Below are 14482 nucleotides of genomic sequence, written 5' to 3'. Positions count from 1 at the left end.
GGTCGGACCCCAACAGGGTCGAGTTGCCCTGCCGACCGTAGAAAGTGATGAATCGCCATGTCTGATGTCCCTGACGGCACCCTCGACAGCAACGATCCCAGCGAGAACTGGAGCTTCGAGACGAAGCAGATCCACGTCGGGCAGTCCGCGGACGCGGTGACCAATGCCCGTGCGCTGCCGATCTACCAGACGACGTCGTATGTCTTCAACGACACCCAGCACGCAGCCAATCTCTTCGGTCTCGCCGAACCGGGCAACATCTACACGCGCATCATGAATCCCACGCAGGATGCCGTCGAGCAGCGGATCGCCGCGCTCGAGGGCGGCGTCGCCGCGCTGCTCGTCGCATCGGGACAGGCCGCCGAGACCTACGCGATCCTCAACGCCGTCGAGACCGGCAGGCACGTGGTGTCCAGCCCCCGCCTCTACGGCGGCACGTACAACCTCTTCCACTACACACTGCCCAAGCTCGGGGTCGAGGTGAGCTTCGTCGAGGACCCCGAGGACCCGGCGTCGTGGCAGGCCGCCGTCAAGGACAACACCCGCGCGTTCTTCGGTGAGTCGATCTCCAACCCCAACAACGAGATCCTCGACATCTCGGGGATCGCGGAGGTCGCGCACCGCAACGGCGTACCCCTCATCATCGACAACACCGTCGCCACCCCCTACCTGATCAGCCCGCTGGCCCACGGCGCCGACATCGTCGTGCACTCGGCGACGAAGTACATCGGCGGTCACGGCACCGCGATCGGCGGCGTCATCGTCGACGGCGGCACCTTCGACTGGCGGGTCCAGCGCGACGGGAAGGACCTGTTCCCCGGTTTCACCACGCCGGACCCGAGCTACCACGGTGCCGTCTTCGCCGACCTGGGCGCGCCCGCCTTCGCACTCAAGGCACGCGTGCAGTGGTTGCGCGACACCGGCGCGGCGATCTCCCCGTTCAACGCGTTCCTTCTGGCACAGGGCCTGGAGACGCTGAGTCTGCGCATCGAGCGCCACGTCGCCAACGCGCAGAAGGTCGCCGCCTTCCTCGAGGCACACCCGCAGGTCGAGTCCGTGGCGTACGCGGGCCTGGAGTCCTCGCCCTGGTACAAGCGCGGTCAGGAACTGGCCCCGAAGGGTCAGGGTGCGATCATCGCCTTCGAGATCCAGGGCGGAGTGGACGCCGGCAAGAAGTTCGTGGACGCGCTCAGCCTGCACAGCCACGTCGCCAACATCGGCGATGTGCGGTCGCTGGTCATCCACCCCGCCTCGACCACCCACAGCCAGCTCACCCCCGAGGAGCAGCTCGCCGCGGGCGTGGCCCCGGGACTGGTCCGGCTCGCCGTGGGCATCGAGGGAATCGACGACATCTTGGCCGATCTCGAACAGGGATTCGCGGCGGCCAAGTGAAACAGGTGAGGCAGCTTTGTCGGTGAGTATCGACCTGAATGCGACAGCATCTGATCAGCCCGACTGGGAGACCCTCCCGGACGGGGAACTCGTCGGCATCCCCATCGGCTCGTTGCCTCTCGACAGCGGAGCACGGATCGACGACGTCACCCTGGCGTTCCAGCGCTGGGGGACGTTGTCGCCGTCCCGCGACAACGTCATCCTCACGCTCCACGCACTGACCGGCGACTCGCACGTCACCGGACCCGCCGACGCCGACCACGACTCGGCCGGATGGTGGGACGGGCTGATCGGCCCGGGACAGGCCATCGACACCGACGAATGGTGCGTCATCTCCGCCAACGTCCTGGGCGGATGCAAGGGCTCTACGGGTCCGGGCTCCATCGCCCCCGACGGTCGGCCCTGGGGCTCACGCTTCCCGCAGATCACCGTGCTCGACCAGGTCCGCGCCGAGGTGGCACTGCTGGACCGCCTCGGAATCCGCAGCGTCGGTGCGGTTCTCGGCGGTTCGATGGGCGGCGCCCGCGCGCTCGAGTGGGCCATCGAGTACCCCGACCGCGTCCGCAGCGCCCTCGTGCTCGCCGTCGGCGCCCGCGCGACCGCGGATCAGATCGGTATCCAGTCCGCACAGATCGCCGCGATCAAGGCCGACCCGGACTGGTGCGGCGGCGACTACCACGGCACCGGCCGGATTCCGTTGCAGGGCATGGGGATCGCGCGTCGGATCGCCCATCTCATGTACCGCAGCGAGCCGGAGCTCGACTCCCGCTTCGGCAACGACGCCCAGGGCGACGAGAATCCCCTGACCGGCGGGCGCTACGCGGTGCAGAGCTATCTCGACCACCAGGCGTCGAAGCTGATGTCCCGCTTCGACCCGGCCAGCTACGTCGTCCTCACCGAGGTCCTCAACCACCACGACGTCGGCCGTGGTCGCGGCGGAGTCGCCAAGGCGCTCAACAATTGCCGCGTTCCGGTGATCGTCGGGGGGATCGACTCCGATCGTCTCTACCCGATCCGGCTACAGGTCGAACTCGCCGACGAACTGGGCAACTGCGTCGGCGGACTCCAGGTCGTCAACTCCGAGACCGGCCACGACGGATTCCTGACCGAATTCGATGCCATCAGCGATCTACTCAAGCGCACGGTCGAACTCGCGCGTCGCGACGCCTGACGGACCTGTCGGCGGCGTCCCGTCAGCGCGGCGCCGGCACCGACGGGACCGGGCTGCCGGACCGAGGTACCGGGGTCACCGGTGAGCCCGACTCCCCGTCAACGGATTTCCCCGGTTCGGGTACACCCGGAATCTCAGTCGACCCGGTGGCGCGGGTGCTGCTCGGCCGCGGCGGGCCGCTGGGCGCGGAGCGCAACGTCGACGTCGAGTACGTGGGCGGCGGCGGAGTGGGCGCCACACTCGGCGGACGCATACCCGGGGGCAGCAGGTCCGGCGGGATCGTCGGTGTCGAACCGGGCGGGAAGGTCAGGTCCGGCCACGGGAACGGCGAGAGAGTGCGGGTGCTGGTACTCGTGGACGGCCGCGTCGGCGGCAACTCCGTCGTCGCCCATGCCGGCGGGTCGTTCCAGCCGGTCTCGGGCGCGGGCCGTTGCGTCGGAACGGGAGTGACGACGGTGGGCTCGACGGGTTCGGCCGGGATTCGGGTGATCGGCTGAGAGGTGGACCGCGGGGTGGACGGCGGCTCCTCCTCGCTGGTCGCCGCCGCGGGGGGCACACTGCTCACCGACGGCTGCGGCTCGACGGCCGGACGGTCGGCGAACGACGAGCTCACCGCGTAGATCGTCATCAACGTGGCCGCGATGACCGCCCCGGCAACCGCAATCGGGGTCGCGGAAAGCCACTCGCGCTGCGGCTTGCCACCGATGAACGCCAGACGCGCTGCGCCCGAATAACTCTGGAGGGCCAGCAAGGCTGCGCCGGTGGCCACGACCAGCTCCGGCGCCGTCGGGTTCACGACCTCGAGCTCATGCTCTGCCGCGATCGCGCGCACCGCGGGGAGGTTGGCGAGTCCGCCGATGAACACCACCGCGTCCGGTCGGACGCCGCGTGACCTGACGGCCGCGACATAGCGGGCGAACACCTCTTTCGCATCACCGATCATCGGCGCGATCGCCTGCTCGACCTGGGTCGCGGACAGCGCCACACGACCGGTGTTCGCCGAGACCGCGACGACCGACTCGGCGGCCGCGACGCCGCCGTAGGCGATCTCCTCTTTCGCGGTCCGGCACGCGCTGCGCAACTCGCTGCGCTCCGCCCGCGTCCGAGTGGCGTCGCCCAGGACGGGATTGTCGGCGGTCAGCTGGTCGACGATGGACCGGTCGAGACGACGACCGCTCAACACGGTCGAGTGCTCGGCGTCGCCGATGCGACCCTCGCGGGGATCGACGGTGTAGAGCGACATGCCGGTGTCGCCGCAGTCGACGACAACGGCCGCGGAGAAACGGTCGATCTCCCCGGTGTCGGTCAGGTAGGCCAGCACGGCCTCGTCTTCGCCGGCGAGACGGACCTGACGCCGGGGTCCGCTGCCCCGTGAACGCAACTGCCGACGCTGGCTCCCCGTGCGTGCGGCGACCCCGATCGGGCCCACTCGCGTCCCGGTCTCGCGGGCGGCGCTGAGCATCACGTCGATCCCGGCGTTGACCCGGCCGGCAGAGTCGAGGCCGTCGGTGGGATCCACGTCGATCACGCGGGAATCGACCACACTGCGACCGAGATCGTCACGCGTCAAGAGGACGTAGTGGATCATGCCAGCCCCTGCTGACACGCCCATGGACGTCACTTCATTCACGGTGCCGTCGGTTGGTGATGCGGTGATACAAACTCCAGCGGTCGGTGTGTCTGCGCAGAGCAGCGGAAAATTGCCTGGTTGAGCGCATGACTGGTTCGCCAGGTCACGCTCAGGTCTCTATTGTAATCAATCCGTGCCCAAAGAGTCGATCGACGCCGCCAGCCACAGCATCACGCCGCCGACCGTGGCCATCGCCGTCACGTCGAACGATTTGCCCCTGACCTGCAACAGACCTGCCTGCGACGACGGGATGAAGGCACGGAGTACGGCTCCGACGAGCAGAGCCGCCCCGAAGACGAAGGACCCACGCCGCCAGCGATCGAACATCACGAGCAGCGCAGCGGCCAACACACCCAGCATCACCAGCAGGTACGGGAGCTGGACGAGCACCGCCCGCAACCGGGAGGAGTCGGCGGCACGACGCCCCCGGTGTCCGGGACGGGCGTCCGCGGTGCCGGGCGACTCGGAGTGAGCGGACTCACTCTGGTGCTCCTCTCGGGTCACGCGTCGCTGCCACTCCCCGAGGCGAGCATCTGCTCAGCGCGTTCGACCACATTGACCAGCAGGAACGCCCGCGTCAGCGGACCCACACCACCGGGGTTCGGCGAGACGTGGCCCGCGACCTCCCAGACATCGGGATGAACGTCGCCGGCGAGACGACCCTCGTCAGTACGGCTGACGCCCACGTCGACCACCGCGGCGCCGGGCTTCACCATGTCCGCGGTGATGAGGTGCGGCACGCCTGCGGCGGCGATCACGATGTCGGCGCGCTCGATCTCCGACGCCAGGTCGGTGGTACCGGTATGGCACAGGGTGACCGTCGCGTTCTCGCTCCGGCGGGTCAGGAGCAGCCCGATGGGCCGGCCGATGGTGACCCCGCGCCCGACCACCGTGACCCGGGCGCCGGCCAGCGGGACGTCGTAGCGTCGCAGGAGGTGGATGACCCCGCGCGGGGTGCAGGGCAGCGTCGACTCCTTGCCCAGCACCAACCGCCCGAGGTTGATCGGGTGGAGTCCGTCGGCGTCTTTCAGCGGGTCGATCCGCTCGAGGGCGGCGTTCTCGTCGAGATGCTTGGGCAGCGGCAACTGCACGATGTAGCCCGTGCAGGCCGGATCGGCGTTGAGCTCGTCGATCGCCGCGTTGAGCTGCTCGGTGGTGGCATCGGCCGGCAGGTCCTTGCGGATGGAGGCAACGCCGATGCGGGCGCAATCGGCGTGCTTTCCCTTGACATAGGAGTGCGAACCCGGATCGTCGCCGACCAGAACGGTACCCAGACCAGGCGTGATACCCGCCAGCCTGAGCTTCTCCACCCGCTCGGCCAGATCAGCGAAGATCTCGTCGCGTGTGGTCTTGCCATCGAGTCGTATCGCGGTCACGCCGACATTCTTCCACGGCGCTACTGTCGGAACGGTGACCGTGGTCCGCAGCGACGTCGACCTCGCCCGCGCGGCGATCGCACCCCACCTCCGTCGAACGCCGACGCTGCGCACGACCATCGACACCGTCGACGGGCCGGTCGAGGTGGTTCTCAAACTCGAGTACACCCAGCTCGGCGGGTGCTTCAAACCGCGCGGCAGCCTCTGGGCAACGCTGCACGCCCAAGACCAGGGGTTGCTGACCGACGCCGGTGTGCTCGTCGCCTCCGGCGGCAACGCCGCGATCGGCGCGACAATCGCGGCGCGGATCGTCGGCGTGCCGGTCACCGTGGTGATCCCCGAGACCGCGCCGCCGGTCAAGATCGACGCGCTGCGCGCCGCGGGAGCGCGCGTCCATCTCATCGGACGGCGTTATTCCGAGGCCGCCGACGCCGCCGTCGCGCTGGCGGAGCAGACCGGCGCGCTCGCGCTGCACGCCTACGATCTGCCCGATGTCGTCGCGGGCGCCGGCACGATCGGCCTCGAGATCATCGACGACGTGCCCGGACCGCTCACCACGGTTGTCTGTGTGGGCGGGGGCGGGCTACTGGCGGGCCTCACCGCCACACTGCGCCCGGGCGACCGCATCGTCGGCGTCGAACCACTCGGTGCGTCGTGTCTGCATCAAGCCCTCGCCGCGAGAGCTCCCGTACCCGTCGAACTCGAGAGCATCGCCGCGGACTCGCTCGGCGCCACCAGCGTCGGCGAGCTCTGTTGGAAGGCCGTCGCCGGGAACCCGGCGGTCGGCAGCGTCCTGGTGACCGACGAGCAGATCATCGCGGCGCGACGGATGCTCTGGGACACCCACCGCATCCTCGTCGAACACGGCACCGCCACCGCGGTCGCCGGTGTGGTCTCGGGAGCTGTTCGGCCGCAACCCGATTCGACGCTGTGCATCGTGCTCTGCGGGGCCAACACCGCGCTCGCCGTGTGACCGGCGCGATCGCGCGCATCTGCGACGGTCGTCACCGACTACGCTGGCACCATCATGTTCCGAATCATGTTCTACCAGCCGTGCATCCCGCCGAACACCGGCAACGCGATCCGGCTGGCCGCCAACACAGGGTGCGAACTGCACCTCATCGAACCGCTGGGGTTCTCGATGTCCGACGCACAGGTGAAGCGCGCGGGACTCGACTACCACGAGATGGCCAATGTCACCGTGCATCCGAACCTGGTGACCGCCTGGACGACGCTGAAGCCGGAACGGGTCTTCGCGTTCACCGCCCATGCCGAGCGCTACCACACCGACGTCGACTACCAGCCGGGCGACGTGTTGCTGTTCGGCCCCGAGCCGACCGGGCTACCGGCGGAGGTCCTCGACGAACCCGAGGTGACCGACCGCGTCCGCATCCCGATGCTCGCCGGACGTCGTTCCCACAACCTCGCCAACGCCGCGAGCATCGTCGTCTACGAGGCGTGGCGGCAGCACGGTTTCGCCGGCGCGGTCTGATCAGCCGACGCGGTAGCGCTTGGTGCGTGCCGTGGCACCGCCGATGAGCGCGATCTTGCTCTTCGGGACCCGGCATCGCTCTTCCTGTTTCTTCGTGAACACCGATCCGTCTCGGACCTCCCGGCGCGTCCGCCGGAGGACTACTGCCAATCCCGGGATCTGCTCCCCACCCGAAGATCCATGCGCTGCAGTCGATCTGCCACGACGGTCACAGCACCTTCGGCGTTCTGCACCCGGCCGCGGATCAGCAGAGCGGGTGCCGTCTGAGCGAGTACACGGTACCGCGCCCACAACCCGACCGAACACACCACGTTGACCATCCCGGTCTCGTCTTCGAGGTTGATGAAGGTCACCCCGGACGCGGTGGCGGGACGCTGCCGATGGGTCACCGCGCCACCGACCAACACGCGCGAACCGTCGGGCACCGACAGCAGGCGATCGGCGGCCAGCACACCCATCGCGTCGAGCCGGGGACGCAGGAACTGCGTCGGATACGACGTGGGGGTGATCCCGGTGGCCCAGGCGTCGGTGGCCGCCAGCTCGACGTCGGAGAGACCCGGAAGCGTGGGGGTCGCCTGCGCCGATTCCAGGGCCAGCTGGTCGTCGCGCACCGTCGCGGCGGCCCCGGCCTCCCACAGGGCCTGACGCCGGCTGAGGCCGAACCCGTCGAAGGCGCCGGCACCGGCGAGCCCCTCGAGTTCCTTGGTCGTCAACCGGGCGCGCCTGGAGAGATCGATGATGTCGAGGTAGGGGCCATCGGACCGACGGTCGACGATGCGCTGCGCCGCCTCCTCTCCGACGCCGCGCACCCCGTCGAGACCCAACCGGACATCGAGACCCTCGTTCTCCAGGGTGGCGTGCGCGAGTGAGGCATTGATGTCGGGGCGATGGACCGCGACATCGTGCCGTCGGGCGTCGGCCACCAGGGTCTGCGGTGAGTAGAAACCCATCGGTTGTGCCCGTAACAGCGCGGCGCAGAACGCCGCCGGGTGATGCAGCTTGAACCACGACGAGTAGAACACCAGCGACGCGAAGCTCTGCGAATGACTCTCCGGGAAGCCGAAATTGGCGAATGCGGCCATCTTCTCGAAGATGCGGTCGGCGATGTCCCCGGTGATGCCGTGCAGGTTCTCCATCCCCTCGTAGAAGCGTTGCCGCAGACGCTCCATCTTCTCCGGCGACCGTTTGGATCCCATCGCCCGGCGCAGCTGATCTGCCTCGGAGGCGTCGAAGCCGGCCACGTCGACGGCCAGCTGCATCAGCTGTTCCTGGAACAGCGGCACTCCCAGGGTGCGTTCGAGCGCCTTGCTCATCGACGGATGCTCGACCGTCACCGGCTCTTCCCCGTTGCGCCGCTTGATGAACGGATGCACCGAGCCGCCCTGGATGGGGCCGGGACGGATCAGTGCCACCTCGACGACGAGGTCGTAGAAGCAGCGCGGCTTCAACCGCGGGAGCGTGGCCATCTGCGCACGTGACTCCACCTGGAACACGCCGACCGAGTCTGCGCGACAGAGCATCTCGTACACTGCCGGTTCACCGAGGTCGAGGGTGGCCAGGTCGACGTCGATCCCCTTGTGTTCGGCGACCAGATCGATCGCGTAGTGCAGCGCGGAGAGCATGCCGAGGCCCAGCATGTCGAACTTGACCAGCCCGATGGCGGCGCAGTCGTCCTTGTCCCACTGCAGCACGCTGCGGTTCTCCATCCGCGCCCACTCCGTGGGGCAGACATCGGCGATCGGCCGGTCGCAGATCACCATGCCGCCGGAGTGGATACCCAGATGCCGTGGCATCCCGAGGATCTCGCCGGCGAGTTCGGCGACGTCGGCGGGAGCGGTGTCGGGCATCTTGGCCCAGGCGTCCTGCTGGCCGGGCGCGTACCCGAGCGCCCGGGCCATGTCCCGGATCGCCGACTTCCCTCGGTAGGTGATGACGTTGGCGACCTGCGCGCTGCGCTCCCGGGTGTAGCGGCGGTAGACGTACTGGATGGCCTCCTCGCGTCGGTCGGATTCGATGTCGATGTCGATGTCGGGCGGCCCGTCACGCTCGGGGGCCAGGAACCGTTCGAAGAGCAGCGTGTTGGCGACCGGGTCGACGTTGGTGATGCCGAGGGCATAGCAGACGGCCGAGTTGGCCGCGCTCCCCCGACCCTGGCACAGGATGTCGTTGTCCTTGCAGTAGTCGACGATGTCGGCGACGACGAGGAAGTAGCCGGGGAACGTGAGCGTCTCGATGATGGCGAGTTCGTGCTCGATCTGCCGATAGGCCTGCGGATGTTCGGCCGGGGTGCCGTACCGGCGGCGTGCCCGGGTCATGGTGAGCTCGCGCAGCCAGCTCGCCTCGGTGTAACCGTCGGGGACGTCGAACGGCGGCAACTGCGGCGCGATGAGGCCCAGCTGGAATGCGCAGTCCGCGGCGATGCCCACCGCGTTGTCGATGGCGTCGGGATGCGCGGGCAGCAGGCGGGCCATCTCGTCACCGCTGCGCAGGTGCGCTCCGGCGACCCCGGGCATCCACCCCGAGATGGTGTCGATGTCGGTGCGGGCCCGAACGGCGGCCATCGCCATCGCCAGCCGCCGGCGTCGCGGCGCGGCGAAATGGGCGCCGGTGGTGGCGACGGTCGGCACGCCCGCACCGGCGGCGAGGCCGGCGAGCACCGCATTGCGTTCGTCGTCGTCGGCCATGCCCTGCGCGGTCAGCTCGACGACGACGTTGCCGTGGCCGTAGGTCTCGATCAGTTCCCGCAGCGCCTGCTCGGCGGCCGGGATGCCGCCGCGATCGAGGGCGCGGCGCAGAGCACCCTTCCGGCACCCGGTGAGGATGAGCCAGTGCCCGCCACCGGCGCCGGCCAGGGCGTCGCGGTCGTAGCGGAGCAGTCCCTTCTCCCCGGCGACCATGTGCGCGGCGGCGATGGTCCGGGACAGGCGCCGATAGCCCTCACCGTCCCGGGCGAGGACCAGCAGATGCTCTCCCGGCGGATCGTTCTGACCCGTCCGAGCGACGTCGGGCTCCAGCGACAACTCGGCGCCGAAGACGGTCGGCATCTCGAACTCGCGGGCCGCCTCGGCGAAGCGCACGATGCCGTAGAACCCGTCGTGATCGGTGACGGCCAGGGCGCGGAGACCGAGTCGTTGCGCCTCCTCGACCAGCTCTTCCGGCATCGACGCACCGTCGAGGAAGCTGTACGAACTGTGCGCGTGGAGTTCGGCGTAGGACACCGCCGAGGAACCACGGGAGATGTCCTCGGCCTGATAGGCGCCGCGCTTGCGCGACCACGCCGGACTGTCACCCCCGTCGCCGGGAAACGGTGCCCATTCGCTGAGATCGGGGCCGAATTCGGTGCCTGGCCGGTCGGCGTTCCCGGGCGCTCGGCCCGCGAGCACCCGCTCCATCTCCGACCATGTCGGAGGCCCTTGATCCCAGCCCACTCACAGAGTTTATCGAACATGAGTTCGATACGACAGCGGGAGTGCTGCCCCCGTCGATCAGCTGTTGTTGACCCGGCCACGCTCGACGATGCCGGACCGACGGTCGGCCACCCGAGCGGGATCGAAGCCCGCCATCCATTCCACCGAGGTGGAGTGCTCCGCATCGAGCGCCGGACCGACGAGATGATCCTCGGCACGCCGATACGAGTCGAGCATCGTACGTACCGCGAGCTGATCACTTCCGGCGATGGACACCGCGAGGTCCATCGCCGAGGCCATCAGCTGATCATGGGCCACCACCTCGGTCACCAAACCGACCCGCAGCGCCGTCTGGGCATCGACGAACTCCCCGGACAAGCTCATGCGGCGCGCGAAACCCCGGCCGACCGCCTCCGGCAATCGGGACGTCAGACCCCAGCCCGGCAACACTCCGACCCGCGAATGGGTGTCGACGAAGCGAGCCCGTTCGGACGCGATCAGGACATCGCACGCGAGGGCGAACTCCAGACCACCGGTGGCCGCAACGCCGTTGACGGCGCCGATGATCGGCTTCGAGATGGGGCGCCACGGATGCCCGACGGGCACGTCCGCATGATCGAGCAGTCGAGCACTCTCGGTCGACGAGCCCAACTCGGTCAGATCCAGGCCGGCGCAGAATGCCGAGCCGGCGCCGGTGAGGATGACGACGTCGACGTCGTCGGCATGATCCGCGTTCGCCAACTCGGTTCGGAGAGCGTCGATCAGGCCGGAACTGAGCGCATTCCGGACCTCCGGACGGTTGAGGACGAGCGTACGCACTCTTCCGGATTGCTCGATCAACAGAGGCGGTTCGACCGGCGTGGACGTCTGATCACTGCTCATGCGCTGCCTTTCGGTTCGTCACCTGCGCGTGGCGCCGGGGTCAACCCGCCGACGGCGGACGCTCGGCGAGCCCGAGCCGCAGGTGTTCACTGTGGTAGACGGCCTCGTCGAGCAGTTGGGCCACATGACTGTCGTACAGGCTGTAACTGATCGACCGGCCCGATCGCGTGCCGGTGACCAGTCCGAGATTCCGGAGCAACCGGAGCTGATGGGAGACCGCGGACTGCTCCATGCCCACGGCGTCGGCGAGATCGGTGACCGAACGCGGACCGGAGCGCAACGCGGTGAGGATCAGCAATCGGCTCGGAGTCGCGAGCGCCTGCAGCGTGGTGGCGACATGCACAGCCGACTCCGGGTCGAGCCGCGCAGCCGGCCGCATCCCCTCGTCGATGCCGTGTCCCATGCAGCGAGATGCTACCGGTTGCTCTTCACATGAATATATCTTCATATGAACTGTTACTGTCAGGATCTGGTCGGCGGCAGACGGGAGACACGATGGGCGCGACGAGAGCGACCGACACGACGGAACGCGCGGCACCTGACGATGCACCGGGACAGCGAGCCGAACGCGGGAGCGTCGTCCCGCCGTCGTTGGTCCGGACCGGGCTCCGCCTGCCCGAGGTGCGCCGAGCGGGCATCGCGCTGGCTCTGTTCCTCGCGGGGTGGTTGCTCCAACTCGGCAACGCGCCCGAATGGTCGTGGTGGACCGCGTTTCTCGCGTGCTACCTGAGCGGCGGGTGGGAACCGACCCGGTCCGGCCTGCAGGAACTCCGGCAGCGACGACTCGACGTCGATCTGCTGATGATCGTCGCCGCCATCGCGGCCGCGTCGATCGGACAGGTCGTCGACGGCGCGCTGCTGATCGTGATCTTCGCGACCTCGGGCGCACTGGAGGTCGTCGTCACCCAGCGCACCGCCGACTCGGTGACCGCGCTGCTCGGGCTGGCCCCCGAGCGGGCCACCCGCCACGCAGCCGACGGCACGACACACGAGGTCGACTGTCGCGACCTCGACGTGGGACAACAGATCCTCGTCCGACCCGGTGAACGGATCGGCGCCGACGGAGTGGTCGTCCGCGGCCGGAGCGAGGTCGACCAGCAGGCGGTGACCGGCGAATCGGTACCCATCGTGCGCGAGGCCGGTGACGAGGTGCTCTCCGGCACCGTCAACGGCACCGGCGCCTTGATCGTCGAAGTATCACGTCCGGCGTCGGAGTCGGTGATCGCGCGCATCGCGACACTCGTCGCCGAGGCCTCCGAGACGAAGGCGCCGACCCAGCTCTTCATCGAGAAGGTCGAGCAGGCATACTCCGTGATCGTCGTGGTCGCCACACTTCTGGTGCTGGGTATCCCGATGCTGTTGTCCGACAGCGCCTTCGATGAGTCCCTGCGCCGAGCCATCGTGTTCATGATCGTGGCCTCACCCTGCGCTGTCGTCCTGTCGACGATGCCGCCGCTGCTGGCGTCGATCGCCAACGCCGGCCGTCACGGCGTCCTGGTCAAGTCCGCCGCGGTGATGGAGTCGGTCGGACGGACCTCCGTCGTCGCCTTCGACAAGACCGGCACCCTGACGGAGGGACGGCCCCAGGTCGTCGATGTGACGGCGCTCGATGGTCGCGAGCCGTCGGACGTACTGGCACTCGCCGCAGCGGTCGAGCACCCCAGCGAACACCCGCTGGGTCGCGCGGTCGCGACGGCCGCGGCCGACCGCGGGCTGGATGTTCAACCGGTCGACGACTTCCGGGCACTTCCCGGGCGCGGCGTCACCGGCACGGTCGGTGGACGCCGGATCACCGTCGAGCGCACCCTCGCCGCCTCGACCGGCACCGTGGTCGGTGTGCTCGTCGACGACGTGGAGATCGGTCGGGTCGAGCTCGTCGACCGTCTCCGGGACGATGCGGCCGACGCGGTACGTCTGATCGGCGACGTCACGTCGGGTCCCGTTCTGCTGCTGACCGGCGACCGCCCGTCGGTTGCGGCCGACGTCGCCGCCCGGACCGGCATCGACGAGGTGTACGCCGACCTCCTGCCGGAAGACAAGGTCCGGGTCGTCGGCGAGGCGGGCGGGCACGTGCTGGTGGTCGGCGACGGGATCAACGACGCACCGGCGCTCATCGCAGCCGGGACCGGCGTCGCGATGGGGCGCCGTGGTGCTGATCTCGCAGTTCAGACGGCCGACGCGATCATCGTGCGCGACGATCTCACCGCGGTCGCCGCACTGATCCGGTTGTCACGCCTCGCCCGTCGCTACGTGATCGCCAACCTCTGCATCGCGGCGACCGTGATCGTCGCCCTCGTGACCTGGGACCTGATCGGAACCCTGCCCCTCCCCCTGGCCGTGGCCGGGCACGAGGGTTCCACCGTGCTGGTCGCCCTCAACGGCGCACGTCTGCTCCGGAGTTCTGCGTGGTCGGGGTCTCGGGGTGCACAGTCGGCGTAATCGGACGCACAGTCGACGGTTTCGGGCGCACAGTCGAGTTCGCGGTGCTGACGCCGTCGTCGCGCCAGGCTTCGGTGATCGCCCAGATCGCGAGACCGAGACCCAGGATGATCCCGTGCGCGATGCGCACCGGCCCCGGCGCGAAGAACTGCGGGAGGAAGAGCAGGAGCCCGATCGCGGTCAACCGGACACCCCACCGTTGCGGCGACGCAGCCCGGCCGTCGTCCCGCACGAGCCGAACCGCCACCCACCCCAGCAGCACCCATCCGGCGACAAAGGTCACGAGCGGGACCGGCGACATCCGGAAATCGTCGGGAACCGCCATCGCGGCCGGATCACCACCCGAGGTGACCCACTGACCGACGGCGTTGAGCGCGAACGTCTCCGCGCCGTAGTACGGGAGGAGCAGACAGGTCGCGAGCCAGGCGAGCAGCTCGGTCGACCGTCGTCGCGGATCGTCGGCTCCCCGGCGCAGAGCGATGGCCAGGGCGACGAATCCGATCATCGCCGCCACATGTGCGGCGACCCAGCTCGGGGAGCCGAGATGCCGGGCGCCGGCGACTCCGACCTCCGGGCCGAAACCGCGCAGCAGCGGATACAGCAGGAAGGAGAGCGCCGCGAGACCGAGTAGTGCGGACCGAGGGGGCAGTGCGAGGCGAGAAGCGGGGTCCATGAGCCAGTCCGTTTCAATTC

General features: G+C 69.0%; 12 protein-coding genes and 1 pseudogene. 5 read left to right on the top strand and 8 right to left on the bottom strand.

Annotated features, from left to right (window positions below):
• Window positions 1-57: 57 nt before the first annotated feature.
• Both ACFUEJ_RS11615 and ACFUEJ_RS11610 read left to right on the top strand, forming a co-directional pair.
• On the top strand, window positions 58-1392 hold the full coding sequence (locus tag ACFUEJ_RS11615; protein WP_388029532.1) for a bifunctional o-acetylhomoserine/o-acetylserine sulfhydrylase: 1335 nt from the start codon (window positions 58-60) through the stop codon (window positions 1390-1392).
• Window positions 1393-1408: 16 nt separating this feature from the next.
• The gene (locus ACFUEJ_RS11610) at window positions 1409-2563 is read left to right on the top strand and encodes a homoserine O-acetyltransferase (RefSeq protein ID WP_058250670.1); all 1155 of its coding nucleotides are present in this window, start codon (window positions 1409-1411) and stop codon (window positions 2561-2563) included.
• Between the two features lie 22 nt (window positions 2564-2585).
• Here the strand turns inward: ACFUEJ_RS11610 and ACFUEJ_RS11605 are convergent, their stop codons facing one another.
• The 3 genes from ACFUEJ_RS11605 to ACFUEJ_RS11595 all read right to left on the bottom strand — a co-directional run bounded on the left by ACFUEJ_RS11605 (window position 2586) and on the right by ACFUEJ_RS11595 (window position 5569).
• On the bottom strand, window positions 2586-4151 hold the full coding sequence (locus tag ACFUEJ_RS11605; RefSeq protein WP_137809214.1) for an Hsp70 family protein: 1566 nt from the start codon (window positions 4149-4151) through the stop codon (window positions 2586-2588).
• A 168-nt stretch (window positions 4152-4319) separates the two neighbouring features.
• Window positions 4320-4592, bottom strand: coding sequence for a DUF3017 domain-containing protein (locus ACFUEJ_RS11600; protein ID WP_068971771.1), 273 nt, complete (start codon window positions 4590-4592; stop codon window positions 4320-4322).
• 101 nt (window positions 4593-4693) lie between these two features.
• The gene (locus ACFUEJ_RS11595) at window positions 4694-5569 is read right to left on the bottom strand and encodes a bifunctional methylenetetrahydrofolate dehydrogenase/methenyltetrahydrofolate cyclohydrolase (protein ID WP_388029527.1); all 876 of its coding nucleotides are present in this window, start codon (window positions 5567-5569) and stop codon (window positions 4694-4696) included.
• Window positions 5570-5609: 40 nt separating this feature from the next.
• Here ACFUEJ_RS11595 and ACFUEJ_RS11590 point away from each other — a divergent pair, with 40 nt between their 5' ends.
• Window positions 5610-6542 (top strand): serine/threonine dehydratase, encoded by a 933-nt coding sequence (locus ACFUEJ_RS11590; protein WP_388029595.1) that lies wholly within the window; start codon window positions 5610-5612, stop codon window positions 6540-6542.
• A 54-nt stretch (window positions 6543-6596) separates the two neighbouring features.
• Window positions 6597-7061 (top strand): tRNA (cytidine(34)-2'-O)-methyltransferase, encoded by a 465-nt coding sequence (locus tag ACFUEJ_RS11585; RefSeq protein ID WP_058250672.1) that lies wholly within the window; start codon window positions 6597-6599, stop codon window positions 7059-7061.
• Here the strand turns inward: ACFUEJ_RS11585 and ACFUEJ_RS11580 are convergent.
• The 4 genes and pseudogenes from ACFUEJ_RS11580 to ACFUEJ_RS11565 all read right to left on the bottom strand — a co-directional run.
• Window positions 7062-7133, bottom strand: a pseudogene (locus tag ACFUEJ_RS11580) (DUF167 domain-containing protein); the annotation flags it as partial.
• A 68-nt stretch (window positions 7134-7201) separates the two neighbouring features.
• Complete coding sequence (locus ACFUEJ_RS11575) at window positions 7202-10489, bottom strand: error-prone DNA polymerase (RefSeq protein ID WP_388029524.1); 3288 nt, start codon at window positions 10487-10489, stop codon at window positions 7202-7204.
• A gap of 57 nt (window positions 10490-10546) precedes the next feature.
• Window positions 10547-11350 carry an enoyl-CoA hydratase gene (locus ACFUEJ_RS11570; protein ID WP_239400487.1) on the bottom strand — a complete coding sequence of 268 codons (804 nt, stop codon included), beginning with the start codon at window positions 11348-11350 and terminating at the stop codon, window positions 10547-10549.
• 40 nt (window positions 11351-11390) lie between these two features.
• Window positions 11391-11753, bottom strand: a complete 363-nt coding sequence (locus ACFUEJ_RS11565; RefSeq protein ID WP_004021707.1) for a metalloregulator ArsR/SmtB family transcription factor — start codon at window positions 11751-11753, stop codon at window positions 11391-11393.
• Between the two features lie 92 nt (window positions 11754-11845).
• Between ACFUEJ_RS11565 and ACFUEJ_RS11560 the strand changes: the two genes are divergently transcribed.
• Complete coding sequence (locus tag ACFUEJ_RS11560; protein ID WP_388029520.1) at window positions 11846-13789, top strand: heavy metal translocating P-type ATPase; 1944 nt, start codon at window positions 11846-11848, stop codon at window positions 13787-13789.
• On the opposite strand, the gene ACFUEJ_RS11555 is transcribed toward ACFUEJ_RS11560, so the two are convergent.
• The gene (locus tag ACFUEJ_RS11555) at window positions 13725-14462 is read right to left on the bottom strand and encodes a hypothetical protein (RefSeq protein ID WP_388029517.1); all 738 of its coding nucleotides are present in this window, start codon (window positions 14460-14462) and stop codon (window positions 13725-13727) included. The two genes, ACFUEJ_RS11560 and ACFUEJ_RS11555, sit on opposite strands and share 65 nt — an antisense overlap.
• Window positions 14463-14482 lie beyond the last annotated feature (20 nt).

The organism is Gordonia sp. NPDC057258 (genome assembly GCF_042668985.1).
GTDB lineage: Bacteria > Actinomycetota > Actinomycetes > Mycobacteriales > Mycobacteriaceae > Gordonia > Gordonia hongkongensis.
The sequence above is the reverse complement of the archived record's forward strand: the minus strand, read 5'-3'. Positions and strand labels throughout refer to the sequence as shown.